The sequence below is a fragment of the Vibrio sp. LQ2 genome, from assembly GCF_023920125.1.
In the GTDB taxonomy this organism is placed as follows: domain Bacteria; phylum Pseudomonadota; class Gammaproteobacteria; order Enterobacterales; family Vibrionaceae; genus Vibrio; species Vibrio fluvialis.
This window is the reverse complement of the sequence record NZ_CP085308.1, coordinates 449,508-475,082: the sequence shown is the minus strand read 5'-3', so window position 1 is coordinate 475,082 and position 25,575 is coordinate 449,508. Positions and strand designations below refer to the sequence as shown.

Sequence of the window (25,575 nt, the reverse complement as noted above, 5' to 3'; positions counted from 1 at the left end):
AAAAAAATCTTTCTGTTAGAATCTGCCTCCTAGTTAATCAAGTGGTGTTTAGTCATGTCAGAGAACCGCAACGCAAACAGCCAAAAGAAAGTCATAGTCGGTATGTCAGGTGGCGTTGATTCATCCGTTTCAGCTTATCTTCTTCAACAGCAGGGTTATCAGGTTGAAGGCCTGTTCATGAAGAACTGGGAAGAAGATGACAACGAAGAATACTGTACAGCGGCGGAAGATTTGGCGGATGCTCAGGCAGTCTGTGACAAACTGGGTATTCATCTGCATACCATCAACTTTGCAGCGGAATACTGGGACAACGTGTTCGAGTATTTCCTGGCTGAGTACAAAGCAGGTCGTACGCCAAACCCGGACATCCTTTGTAACAAAGAAATTAAGTTCAAAGCCTTCCTTGAATTTGCTGATGAAGTTCTCGATGCAGACTACATTGCGATGGGTCATTATGTGCGTCGCACCTTCCCGCAAAACGGTGAAAAACCGCAAATGTTGCGAGGCCTCGACAGCAACAAAGATCAGAGCTACTTCCTTTATACACTAAGCCACGAGCAAGTTGATCGCAGCCTGTTCCCAGTGGGAGAATTGGAAAAGCCTGAAGTTCGCCGCATCGCGGAAGAACAAGGACTTATCACCGCGAAGAAGAAAGATTCGACCGGTATCTGTTTCATCGGTGAGCGCAAATTTACCGATTTCTTGTCTCGCTATTTGCCAGCGCAACCGGGTAAAATCGAAACGCCTGAAGGTAAAGTGATTGGTGAGCATCAGGGCCTGATGTATCACACGCTGGGTCAGCGTAAAGGTTTGCACATCGGTGGCACCAAAGACGGCTCTGAAGAGCCTTGGTACGTAGCTGATAAAGATCTGAAACGTAACGTGCTGATTGCTGTTCAGGGCGCGGATCATCCATTGTTGAAATCAAATGGTCTTATCGCCTCTCAATTGCATTGGGTTGATCGCACCCCAATCACAGAGCCAACTCGTTGCACCGTGAAAACACGTTATCGTCAAACGGACATCCCGTGTACAGTCATCCCAGTCGATGACAACACCATCAAAGTGATGTTTGACGAGCCACAAGTGGCGGTTACCCCAGGTCAGTCTGCCGTATTCTATCAAGGCGAAGTGTGTCTTGGCGGCGGCATTATTGAAGAACGACTGTCTTAGTTCATTCAGCTAGTCAACCTTAGGAGTATATACGTGGCTAACACAAATTATGACCGTACCATCGCTTTCGCCGGGATCTGCCAGGCTGTCGCTCTGGTTCAGCAAGTGGCGAAAAACGGTTACTGTGATTCAGACGCGTTTGAAACTTCACTTAAAGCTATTCTGTCGACGAACCCATCGAATACGCTGAATGTATTCGGTAGCGAGGCCAACCTGAAAGTCGGCCTCGAATGTCTGGTCAATGGCATCGACAGTACACCTGCTGGCAGCGAAGTGACTCGCTACATCATCAGCCTGATGGCTTTAGAACGTAAACTAACGAGCCGCCGTGACGCGATGTCGCAGCTCGGCGATCGTATTCAGATGATTGAACGTCAGGTCGAACATTTCGACTTGCTGGATGATCAAATGATCAGCAACCTAGCCAGCGTTTATCTGGATGTGATTAGCCCTATTGGCCCACGTATTCAGGTAACGGGTACCCCAGCGGTACTGCAACAAACGGCGAATCAGCAAAAAGTGCGTGCTCTTCTGCTATCCGGTATTCGCTGCGCCGTATTGTGGCGACAAGTGGGTGGTAAACGACGTCATTTGATTTTCGGGCGCAAGAAGATGATTGAACAGGCGAAAATCTTATTAGCCAGACTGTAATCAAGTCCTCGTAAGCTCGCGATCTATCGCGAGCTACTTTTTTGCGCCTCAGACACATTTTTGACCACAACAACTTTAGCGCAAACGTTTGCGCAATATTCGTGACAATTGCCACTGTTATTGGTATAAAGCACACGAAATTTAGAAACTCAATTCAGGAGAACACCATGGAACTGTCAGCATTGACTGCTGTTTCACCAGTAGACGGCCGTTACGGAAGTAAGACAATTGCACTACGCAGCATCTTTAGCGAGTTTGGCCTACTAAAGTACCGCTCTATCGTTGAAATCCGTTGGCTGCAAAAATTAGCTGCCACCGACGCGATCAAGGAAGTACCAGCATTCAGTGCAGAAGCAAACCAGTTCCTGGACGATATCGCCGCCAACTTCAGTGAAGAAGACGCGCTACGCATCAAAGAAATCGAACGTACCACTAACCACGACGTAAAAGCGGTTGAGTACTTCCTGAAAGAGAAAGTTGCTGGCATGCCAGAACTGCACGCGGTAAACGAATTCATTCACTTTGCTTGTACATCTGAAGACATCAACAACACCTCTCACGCTCTGATGTTGAAGGAAGCGCGTGAAACGGTGATTCTGCCAGAAATCCGCAACCTGATTGATGCGATCAAAGCACTGGCAGTGGAATACCGCGATATTCCACTGCTGTCTCGTACACACGGTCAACCTGCGTCGCCATCAACCATGGGTAAAGAAATGGCAAACGTTGCCTACCGCATGGAACGTCAATACAAGCAAATCGAAAACGTTGAGATCCTGGCGAAAATCAACGGCGCCGTAGGTAACTACAACGCACACCTGTCTGCCTACCCAACGGTTGATTGGCACAAATTCAGCGAAGAGTTTGTCACTGAATCTCTGGGCGTAACTTGGAACCCATACACCACTCAGATCGAACCTCACGATTACATCGCAGAGCTGTTTGATGCCGTGGCGCGTTTCAACACCATTCTGATCGACTTCGACCGTGACGTTTGGGGCTACATCGCACTGGGCCACTTCAAGCAAAAAACCATTGCAGGCGAAATCGGTTCTTCAACCATGCCGCACAAAGTTAACCCGATTGACTTCGAAAACTCTGAAGGCAACCTTGGTCTGGCGAACGCAGTCTTTGGCCACCTGGCGCAGAAACTCCCTGTCTCTCGCTGGCAGCGTGACCTGACGGATTCAACCGTACTCCGTAACCTGGGTGTGGGTGTGGGCTACGCGATCATCGCTTACACTTCAACGCTCAAAGGCATCAGCAAGCTGGAAGTGAACCGTGACGCTCTGCTGGCTGAACTGGACAAAAACTGGGAAGTTCTGGCTGAGCCAGTACAAACTGTGATGCGTCGTTACGGCATCGAAAAGCCTTATGAAAAGCTGAAAGAGCTGACTCGTGGTAAACGTGTCGACGGCGAAGCGATGCGTAACTTCATCGACGGTCTGGAACTGCCTGAAGACGAAAAAGTACGTCTGAAAGAGATGACGCCAGCGAGCTACATCGGTTACGCCATTGAGCTGACTGATCAGCTGTAATGCGTTAGCGGCGAAAACGACAAAAATTGAAAAGGGAGCCTCGGCTCCCTTTTTGTTTGCGGCAAATGTTAAACGTGAAACTGATATCTCTCGTCTAATCCTTTTCAAAAAACAGCGTCACTTTACCCACTTCCAAACCAAATTTGCGAATGGTGGTGACATTAAATAGACGCTTGTCGTCCTGACGGAACAGCCAATCATCAAAACTGACCGTCACTTCGCTGTCATCCGTTTTGAGCAGGAAATCGTATTGCCATTGCAGCGCGTTGCCAATCTCCTGCCCTGTTGCAACACCAATCACATCATCCGCTGTGCCTTGATAATGCCCATCACCAGTGCGAGTAATGGTCCACACTCGCTGGCTCTCTTCGCCATCATCAAATACGAAATCTTCTATTAAGGTGAGCGTATCGCCGGAGACGTTGCCCTGAATCACCACCTGAAAGCGCCGGGTCTGTTTGTCACTGTAATCCTGCACCATGCCCCAGGCGCGGGTTTCACCGCGAAAATAGCCAAACAGATCAAACGCAGGCTGACTGGCCTGGTAATCTTTTAGCTCTGCCGAACAGCCAACAAGGAGCATAAGAAGAGCCAGCGACCACGCCTTCAGAGAGTGTCTCATCGATTCATTCCTATTAACTGATTACGTAATTTCGGGTATTCGGTTTTGGGTGACAACCAGATGGACAAGAACGCATCGTTCATCTGCTCATCCGCCACCGAGCCGAGCAGACGTTGCTTCCCCTGCTGAGTGAAGTAATACATTTGTCCGCTGAGTCCGTCCGATACGTAGACTAAGCGTTCTCCCGCTTTCACATCAGGAATCATGCTGGTCAGTGCGTCTAACCATTGGTCACTGCTGGATTCGTTATACCCCAGCTTGTGCCATTGATCTTGCGTCGCTTCCAGCAGTTGATCACGACTGATATCGCGCAAATATCTGATCTCCAGAGCCACGGGATGCGGGGTCACATCGCTGTCTTGTTGATAGTGCCCATCAGGTGTACGCAATTGTGACGAGTAGATATCGAGCCAGAACCAAGACAAAGTGGCCTGACCGACAACAGGCCAATCCGTCCATTGCGCCGAAGGCTTCCCATTGATTTCAGCACTGTTAGCGGTGGCGGTCCATAGGACGGCCATCAGGTAGAGTTGAGCGGTTACGAGTGGCGTTTTCATTCCTAAATACCTTCATCAGTAATAAAGACAACACAAACCATTCCAAGAACAGTGCCAACACTGACCAAAAAACAGACAGCTCAAATTGCACTGCACCAAAACGATAACCGGCCCAATAACTTAACGCTCCGCCGGATGCAGTACCGATTGATACGAAAAATTTGGGCAAATGGCTCACTGCCGGAACGGCAAAACTGGCAAACCAGGCAAAGGCAAACCACAATCCCATCAACCAAATCGGAAGGTGCAGAAAAGTAAAAGAAAACAGCCCGACATACAGATTTGCGTAGTCCAATGCTATGCCCAAGGTGGCAATTAATATCACCCTTTCAAGGGCAACAGTCAGTCGCAATGCAGTAAAGGCCATCGTGGCCGTGACAACGCCGATCGTTATCCATTGCAACCGCTCCTGCCCCAATACTGCCAATAGCCAGATAAATTCAAACCACAGCGAAATCAGCAGGAAGCGACGCATTATTGACCTCGTTGCAACGTCATATGGATGGTGCTGATGGTGCGGGCATTAAAGCCGCCTTCACAATAACACAAGTAGAAACGCCACATTCGGACAAAACGCTCATCGTAGCCCAGCGCTTGCACGGTGTTTAACGCAGCTTCGAAACGCAAACGCCAGTCGGCCAATGTTTTGGCGTAATCCATACCAATGTCAAACACATCGCGAACGATGAAGTCTGTGTGTCGCGTCGCCATTTGCGTCAGCACAGTAATCGACGGCAAAAAGCCACCGGGGAAAATGTATTTCTGAATGAAGTCGACGTTGTTGCTGTAGTAATCGTAACGTTGGTCAGCAATCGTGATCGCCTGAATGGCCATTAAGCCACCCGGTTTCAATAGCGACTGACATTTCTCGATGTAAGACGCCAGATACGCTTTGCCGACCGCTTCAATCATCTCAATGGAAACCAGTTTATCGAACTGCCCCTCAAGCAAACGATAATCCTGTTTCAGTAACGTAATTTGCGCCTCCAGACCCAGGCGGGTGATTTCCGCTTCTGCATAGGCGAACTGCTCCTCAGAGATGGTCGTTGTGGTCACTTTGCACCCATAGTGTTGCGCCATGTAAATCGCCATCGCGCCCCAGCCAGTGCCAATTTCAATCACGTGATCATTCGCAGTGAGCTGCAATTGCTGACACAAACGGTCCATCTTCTGAATCTGCGCCTGCTCCAGAGAATCACTGGTACTGAGATACAAAGCGCTGGAATAGAGCATGCGTTCGTCGAGAAACGTCTGATACAGGTCGTTGCCTAAGTCGTAGTGGGCTTCGATGTTTTGCTTGGCACGCACAATGGAGTTGCGTTTTAGCCAATGACCCACTTTGTTCATCGCACGAGTTACAAAACTGCTTTGCGCTTCCAACTGATCCAACGCGCTCAGGTTGCGGGCCATAAGCTCTGTCACCGCGGTTAAATTCGGGCTGTCCCACCAACCATCCATGTACGCCTCGGCAGCGGCGATACTGCCGCCTTTCAGTACACGGCCGTAGAATCCCGGATGAGTAACCCGAATATGAGCCTGAGGCTGACCTTCATGAGCGAAACCAAAATGTTCTACCGTCACATCATGGCCTTCATACGCCTCTTCTAACGTCAAACTGCCAATCTTAATCAACTGTAGCGACTTCAGTGCCACGGAGCGCGCACCTTTCTGCAACGCCGTCATTGATTTGGGCATTTCTAGTGAAGACGAATTTAGCATTGAGAATTCTCCTTGTTATTCTTATCTGCCTCATGCTGGCGATACTTGGGATGCGAATAGAATGGCGCGCCTTTTATCCACAATTTCAGAGCGTGCCAATAAATCCCGGTCAACACTTTTACCGTCATCATCGGCGTTCGGATCAGCAATGTGATCAGAGCTTTTGTGGTAAAAGGCTGCGCTTTTAAAGCCAGCGTGGCATCAAATTCCTTTTGATCCCGATGGCACTCAAGGTGCACCATCAACGCATCAGACAGCGGTTTAAGCTTCCATTGATAAATCTGCTCAACCGGGTTAAACGGCGACACATGAAAGGCTTTGTCGTGCGTCCAGTTTTCCCCCTGATCACCGCGTTCTGCCGGAACGGCGTAATAATGTCGCTCATTCCAGGGCGTATTGCTGACCTCTGCAAGCAGATAACGCCAAACGCCTTGCTGATCATAAAGATAGTAGAAATTTACCGGACTGAAATAGAGGCCGAGATAGCGCAGGTGCACCACAGCTTGCACTCTGCCCCTTATCTGCTCGCCAGTCAGCTCAAACACTTTGTCCTGAACCGCAGTTTTCAAATCACCGGTACCAAGATAATCCTCGCGGCGAAAGCGTGCCCAATGCCACCAGCATTCGCCCAAACCCCATACGCGTTTTTGCAATACTGGCCATTCGTCCAAATCAATATTCGGCATAAACAGCGGGTAGTTCAGCGCATGTTCAACTGGCGTAAAGCGGCGATGGCGAACATGACCCACCATCAACGCGCTGTTTGCCAAGTCGGAATTTCTGGTGCTCATGCTGCGCCCTTATCGACCCGCGCAGCCTTGGACTGCAATTGCGTAACCACATCCAACGCACTTTTCACACCGTCTTCATGAAAACCGTTATGCCAGTAAGCACCACAAAACCAGGTGTGATTAACACCACTGACTTCTGCTTTGCGCTGCTGGGCACGAATCGACTGCTCAGTAAACACGGGATGGTGATAGATAAAGCGGCGCAGAATTTTGTCAGGATCGATGCTTTCGCTACTGTTGAGCGTGACACAGAACGTTTCGTCGCTTTCAATGTGCTGCAAAATGTTCATATTGTAGGTTAGCGACGGCAATTTGATTTCTTCACCACTTTGCCCACTCAGCCAATAGTTCCAGGATGCCCACGCCGCTTTACGCTTTGGCAGCAAGCGACTGTCTGTGTGTAACACCACCTCGTTAGCCTGATAAGCCATCGACGACAGAACCGCTGTTTCGCTCTGACTTGGGTCCTCGAGCATGGCCAGTGCCTGATCACTGTGACAGGCGAAAATCACTTCATCGAATGTTTCAATGCCATGTGAAGTTTCAACATCCACACCGAACAGTGAGCGTTTAACCCGCTTAACCGGAGTGTTGAGGCGAATGCGTTCCGCAAATCCCTTCGTCAGTGGTTCGATATAAGCGCGTGAACCTCCTTCAATCACGTACCACTGTGGCCGGTCGGTGACTTCCAGAAGACCGTGGTTGACGAAGAAGCGCAGGAAGAACATAAGCGGGAAAGCGCGCATATCGGCGAGTGATGAAGACCAAATCGCTGCGCCCATCGGCAGAATATAATTGTGGCAAAAATAGTCCGTAAACCGGTGATGGGCGAGGAATTGCCCTAAGGTTTGCAGGTTCTGTTGCGCATTATCCGCTTCGGCTTTGGCCAGTTTATTGAAACGAAGAATCTCGCCGATAAAGCGATAGAAGCTCGGCTTCAGCAGGTTGCGTTTCTGCGCAAACAGCGTTGCGAGTGTATGGCCGTTGTATTCCAATCCATTCGAATCGTTGCGTACGCTAAAACTCATCTGCGTCGGTAAACCTTTCACACCGATTTCGTTCATCATGCGGATGAAATTCGGATAGGTTCGATCGTTGTACACAATGAATCCGGTATCAACAGAATAGCGCAGCCCTTTGACATCCACATCGACCGTTGCGGTGTGGCCGCCGATGTAGTCGTTGGCCTCAAACAGAGTAATGTCGTGCTGCTGATGCAGATAGTAGCCGCAAGTCAGCCCTGAAATTCCCGTTCCGATAATCGCAATTTTCATGAGTTATCCTTCTGTGTGCGAAAAAGCCGGCTAACAATTTGGTACTGCCAGGTATAGGGCAACATGCCCAACATACGAACGACCCAGGTAAAACGAGCCGGAAAATAGAGATTCGCCACGCCTTTCTCTAAGCCGTGACGAATCGCGTGAGATGCACGTTCCACCGAGATGATCATCGGCATCTCAAAGGTATTTTTCTGAGTCAGCGGCGTAGCGACAAAACCAGGGAACACGCACGTGACATTAATGCCTTTGCTGGCCCAATCGAGTCGCAGGGTGCGCGCCAAATATGCCACCGCGGCTTTCGAGGCGCCGTAAGCTTCTGCGCGCGGCAATGCCAGTTCACTGGCGATCGACCCGACCAAAGCGACGCGATGGCTTTTAGACAAGTGAGGCTGAATGGCCTCAATGGCGTTGGCCATACCCAGCACATTAATCTGCATCACTCGCGCCATGAGTCTGGCATCCATTTCACCGTCATCGATATATTCGCAATCGCCGGCATTCAAAATCCACAGCGTTGGAATAAAGGGTAATGAGTTGAGTGCGGTGTGCGTTGCATCGAGGTCGGTTAAATCAAATTGCAGTGGTGTAATCGACGCGTACAACGCGCTCAATTCACTCAATACCTGTTCGTTACGCCCACAGGCAATGACCTGCCAGCCCAGTCGCGCATAGTCTTGTGCCAACTGTCGGCCAATGCCGGACGTTGCTCCGGTGATAAGTACGCCACTCATTGGCCAAGCCTCCGCTTGATTGAACGAATCACGCTGCCAAGGAGCGGCAATTGCTCGTACAACATTTCGCCCAAATCAAAATAGTCACGGTGATAAATCACTTTGCCGTCCTGAAAACGAAGGTGGCTGACGCCCTGCACATTCACCAGTTTCCCGTTGCCGAGCTTCGGATGTTGCAGATGCATAGTCCAGGTCAGGAAGGCGTTGCTTTGGCTTTGATGCTGTTCATGAATAGTGAAGTCGCACCGTTCCACGTTTTGATAGAGGTTAGCGAAATAGTCAGACAGGGAGATAAAACCCTCTATTCGATGAGCGGCATCTTCAAACACAATGTCTTGATGGTAAATATCCTGCAGCGTGTGCAGATTATGTTTGTTGAGCTGAGAATAGAACCGCGCAACGGTTTGTACATCCATGAGCTGACCTCGCATTGGTTGTACAAAAATTATTTCCGTACAACTTAACTGTAAGATAGTGCAAATTGAAAAGTTGTACAAAATTTTTTTTGTATAACTTTTGTAAAAAAGGTTTACGCATGAAGGTACAAAATGGATCAGAAACGGCAGCAACAAAAAGCGCGCGCTTTGAAAGAGATAGAGAAATCGCAGAGACAAAAAAGCCAGCTCGAAAGCTGGCTTTAATCAAAATCACATTACGAATTACGCAGTGCAGCAATTCGCTTATCGAGCGGTGGGTGGCTCATCAGCAGCTCAGTCATGGTGCGTTTACCATTGATACCGAACGCCATCATCGAACCTTCCAGTTGTGGTTCGTAGCTCATTTTCAAACGTTCCAGCGCCGCAATCATCTTGTGTTTACCGACCAGTTGCGCCGCGCCAGCATCGGCATGAAACTCACGCTTGCGGCTATACCACATGGTGATGAAGCTTGCCAGGAAGCCGAATACCAGTTCCAGCACCATCGATACACCAAAGTACACCATCATGTTGCTGCCTTCGCCGTCTTCAGAATCACGCGAAGCAACCAGATTCGCGATAAAACGCGACAAGAAAATAACGAAGGTGTTCACCACGCCTTGCATCAGCGTCATCGTGACCATGTCACCGTTTGCGATGTGGCTGACTTCGTGCGCCAGCACCGCTTCCGCTTCATCACGCGTCATGTTATGAAGCAGACCCGTCGATACCGCGACCAGAGAATCATCACGCTTCGCACCCGTCGCAAACGCGTTCATATCCGGTGATTCATAAATTGCCACCGTTGGCATGCCGATGCCCGCCTGTTGCGCCTGACGGCTCACGGTTTGCATCAACCAATGTTCCATTTCATTGCGCGGGTTTTCAATCACAACGCCGCCCACTGAACGCAGCGCCATTCCTTTCGACATCAGAAGCGAAATGAATGCACCGCCGAAACCAAACACCGCAGCCATCACCAGCAAACCAGACAAACTGCCTGGCTGCATACCTGTGACGGCATACACAATATTCAAAACAACGCTCAACACCAGCACAACGGCTAGGTTGGTTGCTAGGAATAACAATACTCGCTTCATTACCTTTCTCCGAACGGAATCTTTTTTGTTATCTCAAAACCTTTAAGCACAGTAGCTGAGAGGCTTCGAGGGTTTTCTAATACATAGTGTCTAAGATTTAATATTCAAGGTTAAGCGGTAAATTGAAACATTTAATGTCTGGAAAGATGGACCATCGGACAAGAGATCCGATGAGTCGCGTTTTAGACTTTGGTCTTATTGAGGCTAATACTTAAAGCATCTACATTCCATGGGTCGAAGGATTTCAACTTGAAAACAAAGGAAACCATCATGGCTGAAGCGCATAGCTACCAAATGGCGATTGATTTACTTTGCTGTCACTTAGGCTTAACTGAAGAAGAAGCTAAGAAGCAACTGGGTATCAGTTCAGAGCAAATGATTCAAAAACAGATCGCGGACACTCAGCAATCTCTGATGGGTATTGGCCAAGAGAAATAATCGCGAGAATGAAAAAAGGGCTGCACGTGTGCAGCCCTTTTGCTTTTTAACTTCTGTTAAGCCGTAACGACTTCACCAACGAGCGGTGTCACATCAATATACTTACCGAGTTCGCGGCGCTTAGCGCTCGGAACGTATGGTATTTCACCCAGCTTCGGCGCACCAATGCGAGCTTCCAGAATCTCAATGATGTCCGCGTAATGCTCGGTCCCCGGATTTACTCGGTTAGCGACCCACCCCACCACATTCAAACCATCGGCGCGAATGCTTTCGACGGTCAACTGTGCGTGACTTAAACAACCTAGCTTAATGCCGACCACCAGAATAACAGGCAACTTTTCTTGTTTAACCCAAGTCGACAGGCAATCCGTGTCGGAAACTGGCACACGCCAGCCACCAGCACCTTCAACCAGAACGATGTCGGCATTGGCTTTCAGCTTAGCGAGTTTTTCACTCAGCACGCTGTATTCAATGGTGACATTTTCATGCTTGGCTGCAATGTGCGGTGACGCTGGCAGTTCCAATGCATATGGATTGATGTCGTCATAATCCATTTTCTTCGATGCCGCTTGCAACAAGTGCAGTGCATCCGAGTTACGAAAACCATGCTCGGTTTTGTCACATCCCGCGGCAACTGGTTTGTAACCAATTGTCGACAAATCCTTGGCAGCTAATGCTTGTAGGATCGCTTTAGAAGCGACCGTTTTGCCCACATCGGTGTCCGTACCCGCAATAAAAAAAGCATCTATCATCGATGTATAACCCCTAAACAAACCTGATACGTTGCAGGTAGAAGACCTTGATGGTTGCGATATAGCTGATATTCCTGCTCAACCTGTGCGAGCATTCGGCGGCTGGTAAGCCCTTGCGAGCGACCATTCACATGATTCGCGCCAATCCCTTTGAGATCGCGCATTAAAGCGAACGCCGTGTCATACCAGACCGTTATCGTGGGTAAGTCTATGTGATGTTTCTCGCACTGAGCTTGCGCTAACGCAATTTTTACCTGATTGAGCGTGATGAAATGATTGACGTGTTGATGTGCATCAATTTTCATCCATGATCGCTGCAATTCAAACAAAGAACCATCAAGAAGTGTTGAAAAATAAGCGCTTGCGCCGACTTTTAAAACGCGACGAATCTCTTTAAGTGGTCGTGATAAGTCATCACACCACTGCAGTGCCAAGCTGGAAAATACGCAGTCAAATGTTGCATCAGAAAACGGCAGTGCTTCGGCATCCGCTTCGATATAGCGCATGTTGTCGATTCCGCAGCGCTGCTTGGCCTGCGCTAACATCGCCGGAGACAGATCGACGCACGTCACCCGCGCGCCTCGGCGTTGCAACTCCTGCGAGCAATATCCGGTACCGCAACCCAAATCGAGAATGTGCCAGCCGCTTAAATTGTCCGGCAATTTCGCCAGCAGACGCTGGGCAACATCGCGTTGAAATGCCGCGTGACGATCATAACTCTGCGCCGCTTTGCCAAAGGCTTGGGCTATCGCGGCTTTGTCACTGACGACTGCGCCCAACGCTTGCGCCATTTCACTCATGAGACGCCTCCACACATTGCTTTAAGGTGTCGGCCATCTGCTGAACTTGTTGCGGTGTGTGATGAGCAGTCAGCGTAATTCGCAGCCGCGCGCTGCCACTTGGCACCGTGGGCGGGCGAATCGCCGTCATCCATAACCCCGCTTCACGCATCGCGCTGGCGACATGCAATGCACGCTGCGCAGAACCGAGCACGAACGGTTTGATTGGCGTTTGCGTCGCGACAAATCCCGGCACATCGCGCAGCAATTCGTGATAAAGCGCAGACAGCTCGGTCAGTTTGTCCCGCCGCCATGCCTCGCCTTGAATCATGCCGGCAGCGTGCGTTAACGCATGCGCCTGCGCCGGTGGCATCGCCGTGGAATAGACATGATGACGAGCAAACTGAGTAAGGTAATCCCCCAGCGCGGCGTCGCACAAAATCGCTGCGCCTGACAAACCAAACGCTTTGCCAAACGTCACAACCAGCGCCTGCGGCTTGATTCCGGCCGCCTGACAACTGCCCGCGCCGCGCTCACCCAACACGCCCACGCCGTGCGCATCATCCACCGCGAGCCAGGCATTGCTACCCAATGCGGCTTGAATCTCGGCCAGCGGTGCTTGGTCGCCATCCATGCTGAACACGCCTTCGGTGACCACCAGCGTGGCAACCTGCTCATCCAGCAAACGGGTTAAATGAGCGACATCGTTGTGCTGAAAACGCTTCATCTGCGCCGAAGACAACAGGCCCGCTTCCATCAGCGACGCGTGATTGAGCTTATCTTGCAGCAGCAAATCGCCTTTTTGCAGTAGGGTAAACAGCAGCGCTTGATTGGCACTGAATCCAGAGCCAAACAGCACCGCGCGTTCAAACCCGAGCCACTCACACAAGGTGCGCTCTAAGGTTTGGTGCGCCTCGCTAAAGCCGGTCACCAAAGGTGACGCGCCACTGCCGCAACCATACAGGCTGAGCCCCTGCTGCCAGGCATGAACCAAGGCCGCATCGCTCGCCAGCCCCAGATAGTCGTTGCTGGAAAAATTGACATAACGCTGCCCGCGTTGCGCCAGCAGCGTTTGATTGCTGCGATCCAGCACTTGTAGCGAGCGACGCAGCCCCTGCTGCTCGCGGTCAGCAAGGGCTTGATGAATGCGCGAATTAAAGGCTGGCATCGTAGAACATGTCATCCGCTGTTGGACGCGCGGCCACGCGTTCTACCACGCGATCCAGCAGTTCGTTTTCAGTAATCTCATCGGGCTTTTGCGCCACTTGTTGGCTGTTGATGCCTAGCTTTTTGAACAGCAGCATGTCGCTGTCTTCCGCCGGGTTGGGAGTCGTCAGCAGTTTGCAGCCATAGAAAATTGAGTTTGCACCCGCCATAAAGCACAGCGCTTGCATCTGTTCATTCATCTTTTCACGGCCCGCAGACAGGCGCACCGCCGACTGCGGCATCATGATGCGCGCAACGGCAATCAGGCGCACAAAATCAAACGGTTCGACATCATCCACTTGTTCCAGCGGCGTGCCTTTGACTTTCACCAGCATGTTGATGGGCACGCTTTCCGGATGCACAGACAGGTTCGCCAGTTCCACCAATAAGCCGGCGCGGTCATTGGTGCTCTCGCCCATGCCGATGATACCGCCCGAACAGATCTTCATGCCCGCATCACGCACATGGGACAGCGTATCGAGACGATCCTGGTAAGTACGCGTGGTGATGATGTTGCCGTAGAACTCCGGCGAGGTATCCAGGTTATGGTTGTAGTAATCGAGGCCCGCATCCGCCAGCTCTTGAGCCTGATCAGAGGTCAACATGCCCAGCGTCATACAGGTTTCCAGTCCCATGCCTTTCACGCCGGAAATCATCTCTTTGAGCAGCGGCATGTCGCGCGCTTTCGGGTTTTTCCACGCCGCGCCCATACAGAAACGGGTTGAGCCTGAGCTTTTGGCTTTTTGCGCAGCATCCAGCACGCGTTCTACTTCCATCAGACGCTCTTTATCGACATCGGTGCGGTAGTGCGCGCTCTGCGGGCAGTATTTGCAATCTTCCGGACACGCGCCGGTTTTGATGGAGAGTAATGTGCTCACCTGAACATGGTTGTGCGGATGATGCTGGCGGTGGACGAGTTGAGCGTCGAACAGCAGATCCATAAACGGTTTTTCAAGCAGTGCTTTGACTTCAGCCACTGTCCAGTTATGACGAATTTCCACGTGTAATCCTTGTTGGTGTTATTAGTTTTATGCCCAAGTGACCGGGTGTTTCAGGCTGGCGAACCAAAGTCGTCAATGCTCCGCAACGCCCTGTGGCATGGGGATTATGCTTGGCTAGTCTACTGACACACGTTAGACTGTCAACAATAAGAAAGATCAATAGTTTACAATTGATTATTTTATAACCTAATTTTTATTGCGGAATTGTCATGGATTTAGCCTTCGATCGCCAGCACATCTGGCATCCCTACACCTCAACCCTAACACCTCTGACCTGCTATCCGGTCACGCATGCTGACGGTGTTTTCATCTATCTCGAAGATGGAAAAGCGCTGGTCGACGGCATGTCCTCCTGGTGGTCAGCCATTCACGGATACAATCATCCCCGTCTCAATGCCGCGGCTCATCAGCAGATCGATAAGATGTCTCACGTCATGTTTGGTGGCATCACCCACCAGCCAGCCATTGAGGTATGCCAGCGCTTGCTCTCTCTGGTGCCGAATAATCTTAAACATGTATTTCTCGCCGATTCCGGTTCCGTGGCAGTGGAAGTGAGTTTGAAAATGGCGCTGCAATACTGGCACGCCAAAGGCGAACAGCGCCCGAAATTCCTCACCCTGCGCCACGGCTATCATGGGGATACCTTTGCTGCGATGTCGGTCACTGATCCGGATAACTCAATGCACACGCTGTACAAAGGTTTTCTGCCTGAGCATCTGTTTGCTGAATCGCCCAACACCGGCTTCTGGGAAGAGTGGGATGAGCGCGATATCGAAGATTTTCGCCATCAACTCACCGAGAATCATCGCCAGATCGCAGCCGTCATTCTTGAGCCTATTGTGCAGGGTGCGGGTGGCATGCGCATTTACCACCCGGAGTTCTTGCGTCAGGTACGCGCTCTGTGTGATGAGTTTGGCGTGCTGCTGATCCTCGATGAGATCGCCACGGGTTTTGGTCGCACCGGCAAATTGTTTGCGTGTGAACATGCGAACATTCAGCCGGACATTTTATGTGTCGGAAAAGCGCTCACCAGCGGCTACATGACCTTATCGGCCACACTGACCACCAAGGAAGTCGCTGATACGGTCTGCGGCGGCGAAGCAGGCTGTTTTATGCATGGTCCAACCTTTATGGGCAACCCGCTGGCGTGTGCGGTCGCCTCGGCCAGTCTGAGCCTGATTGAAGAAGAACATTGGCAGCAACAGGTGAAGCAGATTGAGTTGGGCTTTGCCGAGCGTTTGCCGCTGCTCAATCGCTACCCGCAAGTCAAAGCGACGCGCTGGCTCGGGGCAATTGGTGTGGTTGAGACGCATCAATCGGTCAACATGGAAGTGATTCAGGCGCTGTTTGTGCAGCATGGCGTGTGGATTCGTCCATTTGGTCGCTTGATTTACATGATGCCGCCATTTATCAGTGAGCCACAGCATCTGGATCAACTGATTCAAGCGGTGGAAGCGGCACTCCAATCCCCGGAATGTTTTTTGAGTGATGCCGACTGATTGAGTCAGATTCAATGGCGCGTTTGAGCGGTGTTTTTCGAGAAAAGAACCCGTCATTCACGGAGACAACAAAAACCTGGCGACTGAGGCCAGGTTTTTGAGTTAACTGTTTGATTTGTCAAGCGAGCGCCGTTTCACTTAGCAGCACGTACACCTGCCCCTCTTCCACCAGCACGCGCCAAGTCTTAAGCGCTACGTCCGGTTGTTCAACACACTGCCCTGTTCGTAAGCTGAAATGCTGTTTGTAGAGCGGCGAGGCAACGCACGGTTCTCCTTTCACATCGCCGACGATACCGCGAGCCATCACATAGGCCTTGCCAATGGGATCCCAGTGTTGCAGCGCATACACGTGTGGCTCATCACCGGGCAGATAGAACAGCGCTGCTTGTTGATCGCCAATCCACGCGCCACATCCTTGAAATGGCGTCAGCTCGCTCAAATGACACACTTGTTGTTTCATGATGATATCTCCTCGCTAACCGGAATACGCTGACCACGCAGGCGCTGATATGGCAGGCTCACGCTGCCTTGTTCGTGATTAATGAACGGACGGAACTTACGCAGTTTGTCCTCATTTTCAAGCGTGCTTTTCCACTCACATTGATAGGTATCGACCACTCGTTGCATCTGACTTTCCAGTTGCTCGCACAGTCCGAGCGAATCGTCCAACACCACCTGTTTGAGATAATCCAGACCGCCCTCCAGATTGTCGAGCCACACCGATGTGCGTTGCAGCTTGTCAGCAGTGCGGACATAGAACATCAACACCCGATCAATCAAGGTCACAAGCTGCGATTTGGTTAAGTCAGAAGCCAGCAGGTCGGCATGACGGGGGCGCATACCGCCATTACCGCACACATACAGGTTCCAACCCTTTTCGGTCGCAATGACACCGATATCTTTGCTCTGCGCTTCAGCACATTCGCGTGTACAACCCGAGACGGCAAACTTGAGTTTGTGCGGCGCGCGCAAACCTTTGTAGCGATTCTCCAGCTCAATCGCCAGCCCAACCGAGTCATCCACCCCATAGCGGCACCAGGTTGAGCCGACACACGATTTCACCGTTCGCACCGACTTACCGTACGCATGGCCGGTCTCAAAGCCGGCGTTAATCAAGGTGCGCCAGATCTCAGGAAGCTGCTCCATTTGCGCGCCGAACAGGTCGACCCGCTGACCACCAGTGATTTTGGTGTACAGATCGTACTGCTTCGCCACTTCCCCCAGCACAATCAGTTTGTCCGGGGTAATTTCACCGCCCGGCACGCGTGGCACCACGGAATAGGAACCGTCTTTTTGCAGGTTAGCCATAAAGGCATCGTTAGAGTCCTGCAGCGCACTCAGCTTCGGTTCCATAATGTGCTCGTTCCACAAAGAGGCAAATACCGAAGCCGCGGTCGGTTTACACAAATCACAACCCAAGCCGTGGCCGTGTTTCTCCAGCAAGGTGTCGAAATCTTTGATTTCTTCAACCTGGCAAATGTGGAACAGCTCCTGACGGGAGTATTCAAAGTGTTCACAAATATGATTGGTCACTTCCACGCCCATGGCCACCAGTTCAGCGTCCAGCACCGATTTTACCATGCTGGAACAGCCGCCACAGCCCGTGCCCGCTTTGGTGACGGATTTGAGTTCATTGAGCTCGGTCGCGCCAGCATGAATCGCAGCCACCAGCGCGCCTTTGGTGACGTTGTGGCACGAACAGATCATGGTGTCGTCCGACACTTCGCCGCTCAGCATCGACGTATCAAACAACAGGTGCGCCGGATGATCAGGCAGCACGGTTTGGTTGAGATACGCCTGCAGCAACGCATCGTAGTCGCTGTTGTCACCCACCAGAATCGCGCCGAGTAATTGGGTACCACTCGCATCGACGATCAGTTTTTTGTAGGTTCCCTGTACCGTGTCCTGCAACACCAGTTCCAGCGCGCCCGCGGTTTGCATCTGCGCGTCACCAATCGAGGCCACATCCACCCCCAACAGTTTGAGTTTGGTACTCATGTCCGCACCCGTGAAACTGCCACTCTGTCCCATCAACTGGTCAGCCACGGCGCGCGCCATCGCGTACCCCGGTGCCACCAGGCCAAAAATCCGTTGTTGCCACAGGGCACATTCGCCAATGGCGTAGATGTTCTCATCGCTGGTTTGGCAACTGTCGGAAATGACAACGCCGCCACGTTCGCCCACCGCTAAACCGGACTGACGCGCCAACGCATCCTGCGGGCGAATGCCGGCAGAAAACACAATCACGTCCACTTCCAGCGGCTCTGCATCTTTGAATACCATGCGATGCTTGGCGCTTTCGCCGTCAATGATGCGCTCAGTACCCGTTGAGGTATGCACCGTCAGGCCTAGCTGCTCAATTTTCTGTTTCAGCACACCACCCGCACCATCATCGAGCTGAACCGGCATGAGTCGCGGCGCGAATTCGATCACATGCGTTTCTAATCCCAGCAGACGCAGCGCGTTGGCCGCTTCTAATCCCAGCAGACCACCCCCGATCACTGCCCCCGTGCGAGCATGTTCACACGCATTGCGAATCGCAGACAGGTCGTCCAAAGTACGGTAGACAAAGACGTTGTCACGCTCTGAACCCGGCACGGGTGGCACAAACGGATAAGAACCGGTTGCCAGCACGAGGGAGTCGTAACCCAGCACATCTTCGTCATCCAGAATAATGCTTTTCTGCACTCGGTTAATGGCCGTGACCTGGCTACCCAGGATCAGATTGATCCCGTGTTTTTGATACCACTCTTCGCTGCTCAGCATCAGATCATCATGCGATTTACCGGAGAACAGCGACGACAGTTGTACGCGGTCGTAAGCGATAAAACGCTCCTCGCCAATCACGGTAATCCGTTTTTCAAGGTGGGCTTGTTTTTCCACCAGCTTAGCAACCAGATGGTGACCGACCATTCCGTTGCCGATAATGACAATATGTTCCATCATTTTGCGTTTCCTTATGCAGTTTTGGCGACCGTTGCAGCAGCAGGTTGACGACCTTCAGATTTCGATTGTTTCTCATACAAAAAGCGCAGTACCGACTGACGATATTTCTGATACGTCGGGTCATCCGCCAGTTGAACGCGATTGCGTGGGCGCGGCAGTTCAATGTTGAGCACTTCGCCGACCGTCGCAGCCGGACCGTTGGTCATCATGACGATTTTGTCCGACAGCAGCACCGCTTCGTCCACGTCATGGGTGATCATGATGACGGTGTTATTCAGCTCGGCCTGAATCTCCATCAGCGCATCCTGCAAACGAGCACGGGTTAAGGCGTCGAGTGCACCGAACGGTTCATCCATCAACAACACTTTCGGTTGCAGTGCCAGCGCGCGGGCAATACCGACGCGCTGCTTCATCCCACCCGAGATCTCATCCGGCTTCTTATCCGAGGCGTGCGCCATTTGGATCAGGTCGAGATAATGTTCAACCTGCTGTTTAATTTGGGCTTTGCTTTGTCCTCTGGCGACCTGTTTTACCGCCAGCTCAACGTTTTGGTACACCGTCAGCCACGGCAGCAGCGAATGGTTCTGAAATACCACCGCGCGCTCTGGCCCAGGGCCGTCGACTTCGCGTCCATCCACAATCACTCCGCCGTCGGTGGGCATGTAAAGGCCCGCGACCAGGTTAAGAACGGTTGACTTGCCGCAACCTGAGTGGCCAATCAGTGAGATGAACTCGCCTTTTTGGATCTGCAGGTCGACGTTTTTCAGCGCGACAAACTCACCTTGTGGCGTGGGAAAGCGCATGCCGAGTTGGGTTAAATCTAAAAATGCTTTGGACATAGGCCGTTCTCCTTAACGCAGCGCTTGCTGTTTGTTCCAAGACAGATGTTTTTGCAGTTGCAGCATGCCGCGATCCAACAGTAGCCCGATAAAGCCAATCGCAATCACCGCCACCATAATTCGCCCCAGCGACGCAGAGCTGCCATTCTGGAATTCATCCCACACAAACTTGCCGAGACCCGGGTTCTGCGCCAGCATCTCTGCGGCAATCAGCACCATCCAGGCAATCCCGAGCGACAACCGCAGCCCGGTGAAGATCATCGGAATCGCTGAGGGCAACACGATGGTGCGAATATGTTGCCACCACGACAGGCGCAGCACCTTGCTCACGTTAATCAGGTCTTTATCCACACTGGTGACGCCAACCGCGGTATTGATCAGCGTGGGCCACAAGCTGCACAGCGCCACGGTAAACAGCGAGTTGACGAACGATTTGGCAAACATCGGGTCATCGCTGACGTAAGTCGCACTCACCACCATGGTGACAATCGGTAGCCAAGCCAGTGGCGATACTGGTTTCAGCAGTTGAATGATGGGGTTGAATGCCTGATACAGTCCGTGGTTGAGCCCCAGTACAATACCGAGCGGTATCGCAATCAAAGACGCCAGCGCAAACCCCGCCGCCACCGTGACCAGGCTGGTCCCGATCTGATCAAAGAATGTCGGTTTACCGGTGTACGGACGAATGCGGACATCTGCATTGGGGTCTTTGGCCAATTTGGCAGCGTTACGCTTCTCCTGGCGTTCAATAAAAGCCTGCTCTTTTTCTCGCTCTTTGAAATGTTCATTAACCAAGTTGCTGAACTGGGCGAACGTCTGCACCGGTCCTGGCAGCGTACCGAGTGACGTTTCGACCTGTCTGGCGGCGAGGTGCCAGAACATCAGAAAGATAAGGATTCCAATCAGAGGCATCAGCATCACTTTACTGCGGCTGACCACTTTTTCGCGACTGGGGATCAGTGAAATTACATTGCTCGACATAGCAAACTCCTTGCGCTATTGCGTCTCGTCCCTGTGAAGGCAGGTCTGGTGCAGCCGTGTGGCATTGACCCAAAGCACCAGACCCCGTGTTTTATACTTTGTCGTTACCCTTCAGACCGATAGCGAACTTGTTGAGGTAAGCGTTCGGTTGATGGCCGTCGTAGACGATGTCATCGATGAAGTGTTTCTGTGGCGCGCGGAAACCGTCTTCATGGTTGAAATCCGGAAAGTCTTTCGCGCTCATCACACCGTCTTCAATCAGAGATTCCGCCGCCTGCTGATAGATATCCGGACGGTAGACCTCTTTGGCGATATTCATGTACCAGTCGTCCGATTTGGCATCCGCAATCTGGCCCCAGCGGCGCATCTGAGTCAGATACCAAATCGCATCGCTGTAGTACGGATAGGTTGCGTTATGACGGAAGAACACGTTGAAATCCGGCACCTCACGTTTGTCACCTTTTTCGTACTCAAAGGTGCCTGTCATGGAGTTGGCGATCACCTCCTTATCGGCACCGACATACTGACTTTTCGACAGCATCGCGACAGCTTCGCTGCGGTTGGCATTGTTGTTTTCATCCAGCCAGTGCGCTGCACGAATCAAGGCTTTCACCACGCGAATGTGCGTATTCGGATATTTCTCCGCCCACTCTTTTGATACGCCAAACACTTTTTCCGGGTTGTTTTTCCAGATCTCGTAATCCGTGACCACCGGAACACCGATGCCTTTGAACACCGCCTGCTGGTTCCACGGTTCACCCACGCAGTAGCCTTTGATGGTGCCCGCTTCCATAGTCGCTGGCATTTGTGGTGGCGGAGTGACGCTGAGCAGGACGTCGGCTTTCAACTGGCCGCTGTTGTCCCCCGATTGCGGTGCGTAGTAACCCGGATTGATACCGCCTGCCGCCAGCCAGTAACGCAGCTCGTAGTTGTGCGTCGAGACCGGAAACACCATACCCATGTTGAAAGGTTTGCCTTGGTCGCGATATTGCTGCACCACAGGTTTCAGAGCATCCGCTTTAATGGGGTGAACGATTTTGCCGTCGCTCTCTTTGCTCAAAAACGGCTTCATCTGCTCCCAGGTATCATTGGAAACGGTGATGGCGTTGCCGTTAAGATCCATACTGAACGCCGTGATGACTTCTGCTTTGGTGCCGATACCAATCGTCGCACCCAGCGGCTGGCCCGCCAGCATATGCGCGCCATCCAGTTCGCCATCAATCACGCGATCAAGCAGCACTTTCCAGTTCGCCTGTGCTTCGAGCGTGACGTACAGTCCTTCGTCTTCAAAAAAGCCTTTTTCATAAGCGACGGCAAGTGGTGCCATATCCGTCAGTTTGATAAAGCCGAACTTCAAATCTTCCAACTCTGGCTCACCCACCTGAGCATAGGCTCCGGCGCTCAGCAGTGAAGCGCTCAACAGTAAGCTGCGCATCCATGGTGTTTTCGATTGCATCGCAATACTCCCTTTCCTTGATTACAAATCCTGTCTGATTCCAAAACTTGCTTGATTCAAAAAGCCACAAAAAAGGCGCTACTGCTTCTCAGAGCAGTAGCGCCTTTGCTATTTCCGTCATCACCGCCGTTGATGATGTGGGTCAGCAGCCTTGCGGCTTATTCCAAATTGTCGGATGTACGTCATTTCCGTTACTGAAGATGACAATCCAAGTTACATGCCAGTTTTTATAGTTATTATTTATCAATAGGTTAAGTTGAACTTCTGAGATATTTACTGTTTTCGTGCTTTGTTTATGTGCAAAGTGCACCAGTGATAAGAATTCCGCCTAACCCCAAAGTATTATCAAACACCCAGACCTTCCATAGTGTGAATCACGTTCTTCGCCACCTGCGCCAGTGACAGGCTCGATTGCATCGCGCTACTGCGCAGTGCGCGATACGCTTTATCTTCATCCAAACCATGCAGACGCATCAGTATCCCTTTGGCCTTTTCGACCCATTTACGCTCTTCCAGTTTTTGCGTCAACGACTCGATTTCCTGCGCCATCGCCATACTGGTCTCACGCACCTGCTTGGCATAATCAATCCAGGGCTTGAGCTCAAACGCCGAGTCAAAAGGCAACAAAACGAAATCGTGATGTTGCGGTAAGCGATTGATATCGTTCACCTGAAGCTGTTTAAGAATCACCAGAAGCGGCACCTTGCGCTGGGAACAAAACTCAACAATGAGCCGCAGCTCTGCACTCGGTTGACGCCACGACACCACCACGGTGGGTGAAGATTCTTTGTCGATCATGCGCTCCAACTGAGCCAGTTGGCAGAGCAGGATCTGGTCGTAGTGCAACGCAAGTTTGGCACTGATCCCGGCCTGATCGCTGACGCTGTCACAGCACACCACAATGGATTGAGAAGAGTGAGAGAGAGACATAGCCATTCCTTGTTGTGTTCAAACTCTATGGAATGAAACTGCAAGGAGTGCGCCATGTTGAAGGTGCGAAATTTAGTTCAATAATAACAATAATATAAAGTTAATATCTGACAATTTATAACTCTTTAGGGCTAGATTGATCGGTACACCCAAAAGTGCTCACGACCTTCCCGGCGCCCTCTTGTTACAGAGAAGCGCTCAGGAGCAGCGACGCACGTTAACTTCACGATGTGATAGTTGAATGACTTGGTTGCGTCAATCCGCCATTTGATGTGGCAGAGGAGAAAAACGCGGGGGTAAATCAGTGCGTGTCGACATAGGCTTGCCAATAGCGAAAGGCCGTCGCCATCGCGGTATCGCGATCGAGCGTCTTCGCAAACAGGACAGCGGTCATGGTCGCAACGACACTGTTCGCCATCTGGACCCACTCTTCTTGCGGTGTACCCAGTGGGCAAGTGTTAGGCAGCGCGATGTCTGAGACAAACTGCTCAGGCCAATAGTAAGAGTGCACGCCATCGGTCTGGCTGAGCCACACCGTCTGGCTCACCTTCGGGTTGTACTCCGACTCACCGGACTGGCCTTTAAATGAGATAACCGCATGGGCGGTTTTGCCAATCACGTGCTCAACTTCTGCGTGCAGTTGCTGAAAACCAGGATGGAAACTGCCTCGCAGGCCAATTTCACCGCCGCCAGGATTCAGCGCCCGCACTACCGTGTTGATCGGCGTGCGCAGGCCGTAGCGGTTTTTCCAGCCAATCATCACCTCGGCTTGCGGTGCAAAATGACGCAGCGGCAGATACGCAATGTTGCCTTGTTGCAGCAGCGCTTTGGCCTGCTCTGCATCCTTGGCAAGCGGAACCTCACACGCGACCAAATAAGCTTCTGCATGCTCACGTGACGCCGGTTTGTCGTTGTAGCCGTGCATCAGTACTTTGTGTCCGTTGTCAGCCATGATTTTGGCGGCCAGCAGATGCCAGGGTTTACCCGCCGCGGCACGTTTTCCGGCGTAACACGGCCAGTCAATCTCCGCGCCAATACTCGGCACTCGGGACTGAAACGCTTTCACAAATCCGGCGATCTCAGCATTGGTTTCGTTTTGCACTCGGATCAGCATCAGCAGCATCGCCATCTGATCATCGCCCACGTCTCCGTTCAGGTAGTCATCCATCACCTGAAATGCCTGCTCAAAACTGAGCGGTTTGCGGCCGCGCTCACCGCGGCCGACAGTACGAATACAGTCCAGAATTGTGCTCATGAGTCCTCTTAATAAGCCGGGGCGCGTGCAGGTTGCGAATGTGACTGGGTCACCGCGTGCGCCGTTTGCATCAGTTGCTCCCGAAGTTTTACCACGTCTCCCATAATGATCAATGCCGGACTGAGACCTTTGAGTGCATTTGCTGTTTGTGTGAGCTGATTGAGCTCAAAGGTCACGACCGTTTGCTGCTCAGAACAGCCTTGGCCGACCACAGCAACCGGCGTTGAACCACTGAGACCCGCGGACATTAAACCCTGTTCAATCGCGTCTGCTTTTTCCAGCCCCATGTAGAACACCAGCGTCTGACCGCTGCTCACCAAACCCGCCCAGGCAGGCAATGCACCCGTGACGACTTGGCCGGTGATTAACGTCACGCTGCGCGAGACCTCTCGATGTGTCAGCGGAATCAACGCGCTTGACGCACAACCGATAGCGGCTGTAATGCCCGGTACCACTTGATAAGCAATGTTATGTTTGACCAGCGCCAGCGCCTCTTCACCACCGCGACCAAAGATGAACGGATCGCCGCCTTTCAGCCGCACTACCTGTTTACCTTGCTGAGCGAAATCGACCAGCAGCGCGCTGATGGCTTCCTGTGTCATACTCGGCTGTCCGCAACGTTTACCCACATACACCATCTGCGCATCGGGATTGGCGAGTTCGAGAATATCGCGGCCGACTAAGCGGTCATAGACCACCACATCAGCGTGTTGCAGGACTTTCACGGCTTTGACGGTGAGTAAGTCCGGATCGCTCGGCCCCGCGCCGACCAGAAACACAAAGCCTTTTTGACCAGCAGGTTGGCTTGTCTTCGGCGCGCTTGGGCTGTTCTGATAGAAGCGGTCATGCACCGTAAAGGAGGTCGCGTCAGAGCGGGGACTGCGCGCAAATCGTGGGGTTGAATCGGTTTTCATG

26 protein-coding genes are annotated in these 25,575 nt (G+C 51.8%); 5 read left to right on the top strand and 21 right to left on the bottom strand.

Features of this window, described 5'->3' with window-relative positions:
- The first annotated feature begins 54 nt into the window (after positions 1-54).
- The 3 genes from mnmA to purB all read left to right on the top strand — a co-directional run bounded on the left by mnmA (position 55) and on the right by purB (position 3,362).
- Complete coding sequence (mnmA, locus tag LGV68_RS02355) at positions 55-1,173, top strand: tRNA 2-thiouridine(34) synthase MnmA (protein WP_020330200.1); 1,119 nt, start codon at positions 55-57, stop codon at positions 1,171-1,173.
- A 33-nt stretch (positions 1,174-1,206) separates the two neighbouring features.
- Positions 1,207-1,824, top strand: a complete 618-nt coding sequence (gene hflD / locus LGV68_RS02350; RefSeq protein WP_020330199.1) for a high frequency lysogenization protein HflD — start codon at positions 1,207-1,209, stop codon at positions 1,822-1,824.
- Between the two features lie 167 nt (positions 1,825-1,991).
- Positions 1,992-3,362, top strand: coding sequence for an adenylosuccinate lyase (purB, locus tag LGV68_RS02345; protein WP_212570233.1), 1,371 nt, complete (start codon positions 1,992-1,994; stop codon positions 3,360-3,362).
- A 94-nt stretch (positions 3,363-3,456) separates the two neighbouring features.
- Here purB and LGV68_RS02340 read toward each other — a convergent pair whose 3' ends face one another.
- The 9 genes from LGV68_RS02340 to htpX form a co-directional block, all read right to left on the bottom strand.
- Positions 3,457-3,984, bottom strand: coding sequence for a DUF3833 domain-containing protein (locus LGV68_RS02340; RefSeq protein ID WP_222804492.1), 528 nt, complete (start codon positions 3,982-3,984; stop codon positions 3,457-3,459).
- On the bottom strand, positions 3,981-4,505 hold the full coding sequence (locus tag LGV68_RS02335) for a chalcone isomerase family protein (RefSeq protein ID WP_020330196.1): 525 nt from the start codon (positions 4,503-4,505) through the stop codon (positions 3,981-3,983). The genes LGV68_RS02340 and LGV68_RS02335 overlap by 4 nt, the downstream gene beginning before the upstream one ends.
- Positions 4,477-5,016 (bottom strand): DUF2878 domain-containing protein, encoded by a 540-nt coding sequence (locus tag LGV68_RS02330; protein ID WP_020428754.1) that lies wholly within the window; start codon positions 5,014-5,016, stop codon positions 4,477-4,479. The genes LGV68_RS02335 and LGV68_RS02330 overlap by 29 nt, the downstream gene beginning before the upstream one ends.
- On the bottom strand, positions 5,016-6,260 hold the full coding sequence (locus tag LGV68_RS02325; protein WP_020330194.1) for a cyclopropane-fatty-acyl-phospholipid synthase family protein: 1,245 nt from the start codon (positions 6,258-6,260) through the stop codon (positions 5,016-5,018). Before LGV68_RS02325 ends, LGV68_RS02330 begins: the two co-directional genes overlap by 1 nt.
- Positions 6,254-7,051, bottom strand: a complete 798-nt coding sequence (locus tag LGV68_RS02320) for a DUF1365 family protein (protein WP_222819764.1) — start codon at positions 7,049-7,051, stop codon at positions 6,254-6,256. The genes LGV68_RS02325 and LGV68_RS02320 overlap by 7 nt, the downstream gene beginning before the upstream one ends.
- Positions 7,048-8,325 (bottom strand): NAD(P)/FAD-dependent oxidoreductase, encoded by a 1,278-nt coding sequence (locus LGV68_RS02315; RefSeq protein WP_222819765.1) that lies wholly within the window; start codon positions 8,323-8,325, stop codon positions 7,048-7,050. The genes LGV68_RS02320 and LGV68_RS02315 overlap by 4 nt, the downstream gene beginning before the upstream one ends.
- Positions 8,322-9,062, bottom strand: coding sequence for an SDR family oxidoreductase (locus LGV68_RS02310; protein ID WP_075988446.1), 741 nt, complete (start codon positions 9,060-9,062; stop codon positions 8,322-8,324). The genes LGV68_RS02315 and LGV68_RS02310 overlap by 4 nt, the downstream gene beginning before the upstream one ends.
- Complete coding sequence (locus LGV68_RS02305) at positions 9,059-9,478, bottom strand: nuclear transport factor 2 family protein (protein ID WP_024373431.1); 420 nt, start codon at positions 9,476-9,478, stop codon at positions 9,059-9,061. Before LGV68_RS02305 ends, LGV68_RS02310 begins: the two co-directional genes overlap by 4 nt.
- A gap of 236 nt (positions 9,479-9,714) precedes the next feature.
- Positions 9,715-10,578, bottom strand: coding sequence for a protease HtpX (gene htpX, locus LGV68_RS02300; protein WP_020330189.1), 864 nt, complete (start codon positions 10,576-10,578; stop codon positions 9,715-9,717).
- A 270-nt stretch (positions 10,579-10,848) separates the two neighbouring features.
- Between htpX and LGV68_RS02295 the strand changes: the two genes are divergently transcribed.
- Positions 10,849-11,016, top strand: a complete 168-nt coding sequence (locus tag LGV68_RS02295; RefSeq protein WP_020330188.1) for a hypothetical protein — start codon at positions 10,849-10,851, stop codon at positions 11,014-11,016.
- 56 nt (positions 11,017-11,072) lie between these two features.
- Here LGV68_RS02295 and bioD read toward each other — a convergent pair whose 3' ends face one another.
- The 4 genes from bioD to bioB are packed head-to-tail and all read right to left on the bottom strand — an operon-like array spanning position 11,073 to position 14,754.
- Positions 11,073-11,768: a dethiobiotin synthase gene (gene bioD, locus LGV68_RS02290; RefSeq protein WP_020330187.1), complete on the bottom strand. Its 696-nt coding sequence runs from the start codon at positions 11,766-11,768 to the stop codon at positions 11,073-11,075.
- Complete coding sequence (bioC, locus tag LGV68_RS02285) at positions 11,765-12,568, bottom strand: malonyl-ACP O-methyltransferase BioC (RefSeq protein ID WP_100267303.1); 804 nt, start codon at positions 12,566-12,568, stop codon at positions 11,765-11,767. The genes bioD and bioC overlap by 4 nt, the downstream gene beginning before the upstream one ends.
- Positions 12,561-13,715 carry an 8-amino-7-oxononanoate synthase gene (gene bioF, locus LGV68_RS02280; RefSeq protein ID WP_252536170.1) on the bottom strand — a complete coding sequence of 385 codons (1,155 nt, stop codon included), beginning with the start codon at positions 13,713-13,715 and terminating at the stop codon, positions 12,561-12,563. Before bioF ends, bioC begins: the two co-directional genes overlap by 8 nt.
- Positions 13,702-14,754 (bottom strand): biotin synthase BioB, encoded by a 1,053-nt coding sequence (gene bioB / locus LGV68_RS02275; RefSeq protein WP_004725339.1) that lies wholly within the window; start codon positions 14,752-14,754, stop codon positions 13,702-13,704. Before bioB ends, bioF begins: the two co-directional genes overlap by 14 nt.
- 209 nt (positions 14,755-14,963) lie before the next feature.
- Here bioB and bioA point away from each other — a divergent pair, with 209 nt between their 5' ends.
- Complete coding sequence (bioA, locus tag LGV68_RS02270) at positions 14,964-16,253, top strand: adenosylmethionine--8-amino-7-oxononanoate transaminase (RefSeq protein WP_252536168.1); 1,290 nt, start codon at positions 14,964-14,966, stop codon at positions 16,251-16,253.
- Positions 16,254-16,371: 118 nt separating this feature from the next.
- On the opposite strand, the gene nirD is transcribed toward bioA, so the two are convergent.
- The 8 genes from nirD to cobA all read right to left on the bottom strand — a co-directional run bounded on the left by nirD (position 16,372) and on the right by cobA (position 25,574).
- Entirely contained in the window at positions 16,372-16,713 is a 342-nt protein-coding gene (gene nirD, locus LGV68_RS02265) for a nitrite reductase small subunit NirD (protein WP_252536166.1), read from the bottom strand.
- Complete coding sequence (gene nirB, locus LGV68_RS02260) at positions 16,710-19,196, bottom strand: nitrite reductase large subunit NirB (protein ID WP_252536723.1); 2,487 nt, start codon at positions 19,194-19,196, stop codon at positions 16,710-16,712. The genes nirD and nirB overlap by 4 nt, the downstream gene beginning before the upstream one ends.
- Before the next feature lie 14 nt (positions 19,197-19,210).
- Positions 19,211-20,038: an ABC transporter ATP-binding protein gene (locus tag LGV68_RS02255; protein ID WP_222752504.1), complete on the bottom strand. Its 828-nt coding sequence runs from the start codon at positions 20,036-20,038 to the stop codon at positions 19,211-19,213.
- A 12-nt stretch (positions 20,039-20,050) separates the two neighbouring features.
- Positions 20,051-21,019, bottom strand: a complete 969-nt coding sequence (locus LGV68_RS02250; RefSeq protein ID WP_020428773.1) for an ABC transporter permease — start codon at positions 21,017-21,019, stop codon at positions 20,051-20,053.
- A 91-nt stretch (positions 21,020-21,110) separates the two neighbouring features.
- The gene (locus tag LGV68_RS02245; RefSeq protein WP_252536721.1) at positions 21,111-22,454 is read right to left on the bottom strand and encodes a CmpA/NrtA family ABC transporter substrate-binding protein; all 1,344 of its coding nucleotides are present in this window, start codon (positions 22,452-22,454) and stop codon (positions 21,111-21,113) included.
- Between the two features lie 366 nt (positions 22,455-22,820).
- Positions 22,821-23,405, bottom strand: coding sequence for an ANTAR domain-containing protein (locus LGV68_RS02240; protein ID WP_020330177.1), 585 nt, complete (start codon positions 23,403-23,405; stop codon positions 22,821-22,823).
- 301 nt (positions 23,406-23,706) lie between these two features.
- Positions 23,707-24,660, bottom strand: a complete 954-nt coding sequence (locus LGV68_RS02235; protein WP_252536164.1) for a glycosyl transferase family protein — start codon at positions 24,658-24,660, stop codon at positions 23,707-23,709.
- 8 nt (positions 24,661-24,668) lie between these two features.
- Positions 24,669-25,574: a uroporphyrinogen-III C-methyltransferase gene (gene cobA, locus LGV68_RS02230; protein WP_252536162.1), complete on the bottom strand. Its 906-nt coding sequence runs from the start codon at positions 25,572-25,574 to the stop codon at positions 24,669-24,671.
- Between the last annotated feature and the right edge of the window lies 1 nt (position 25,575).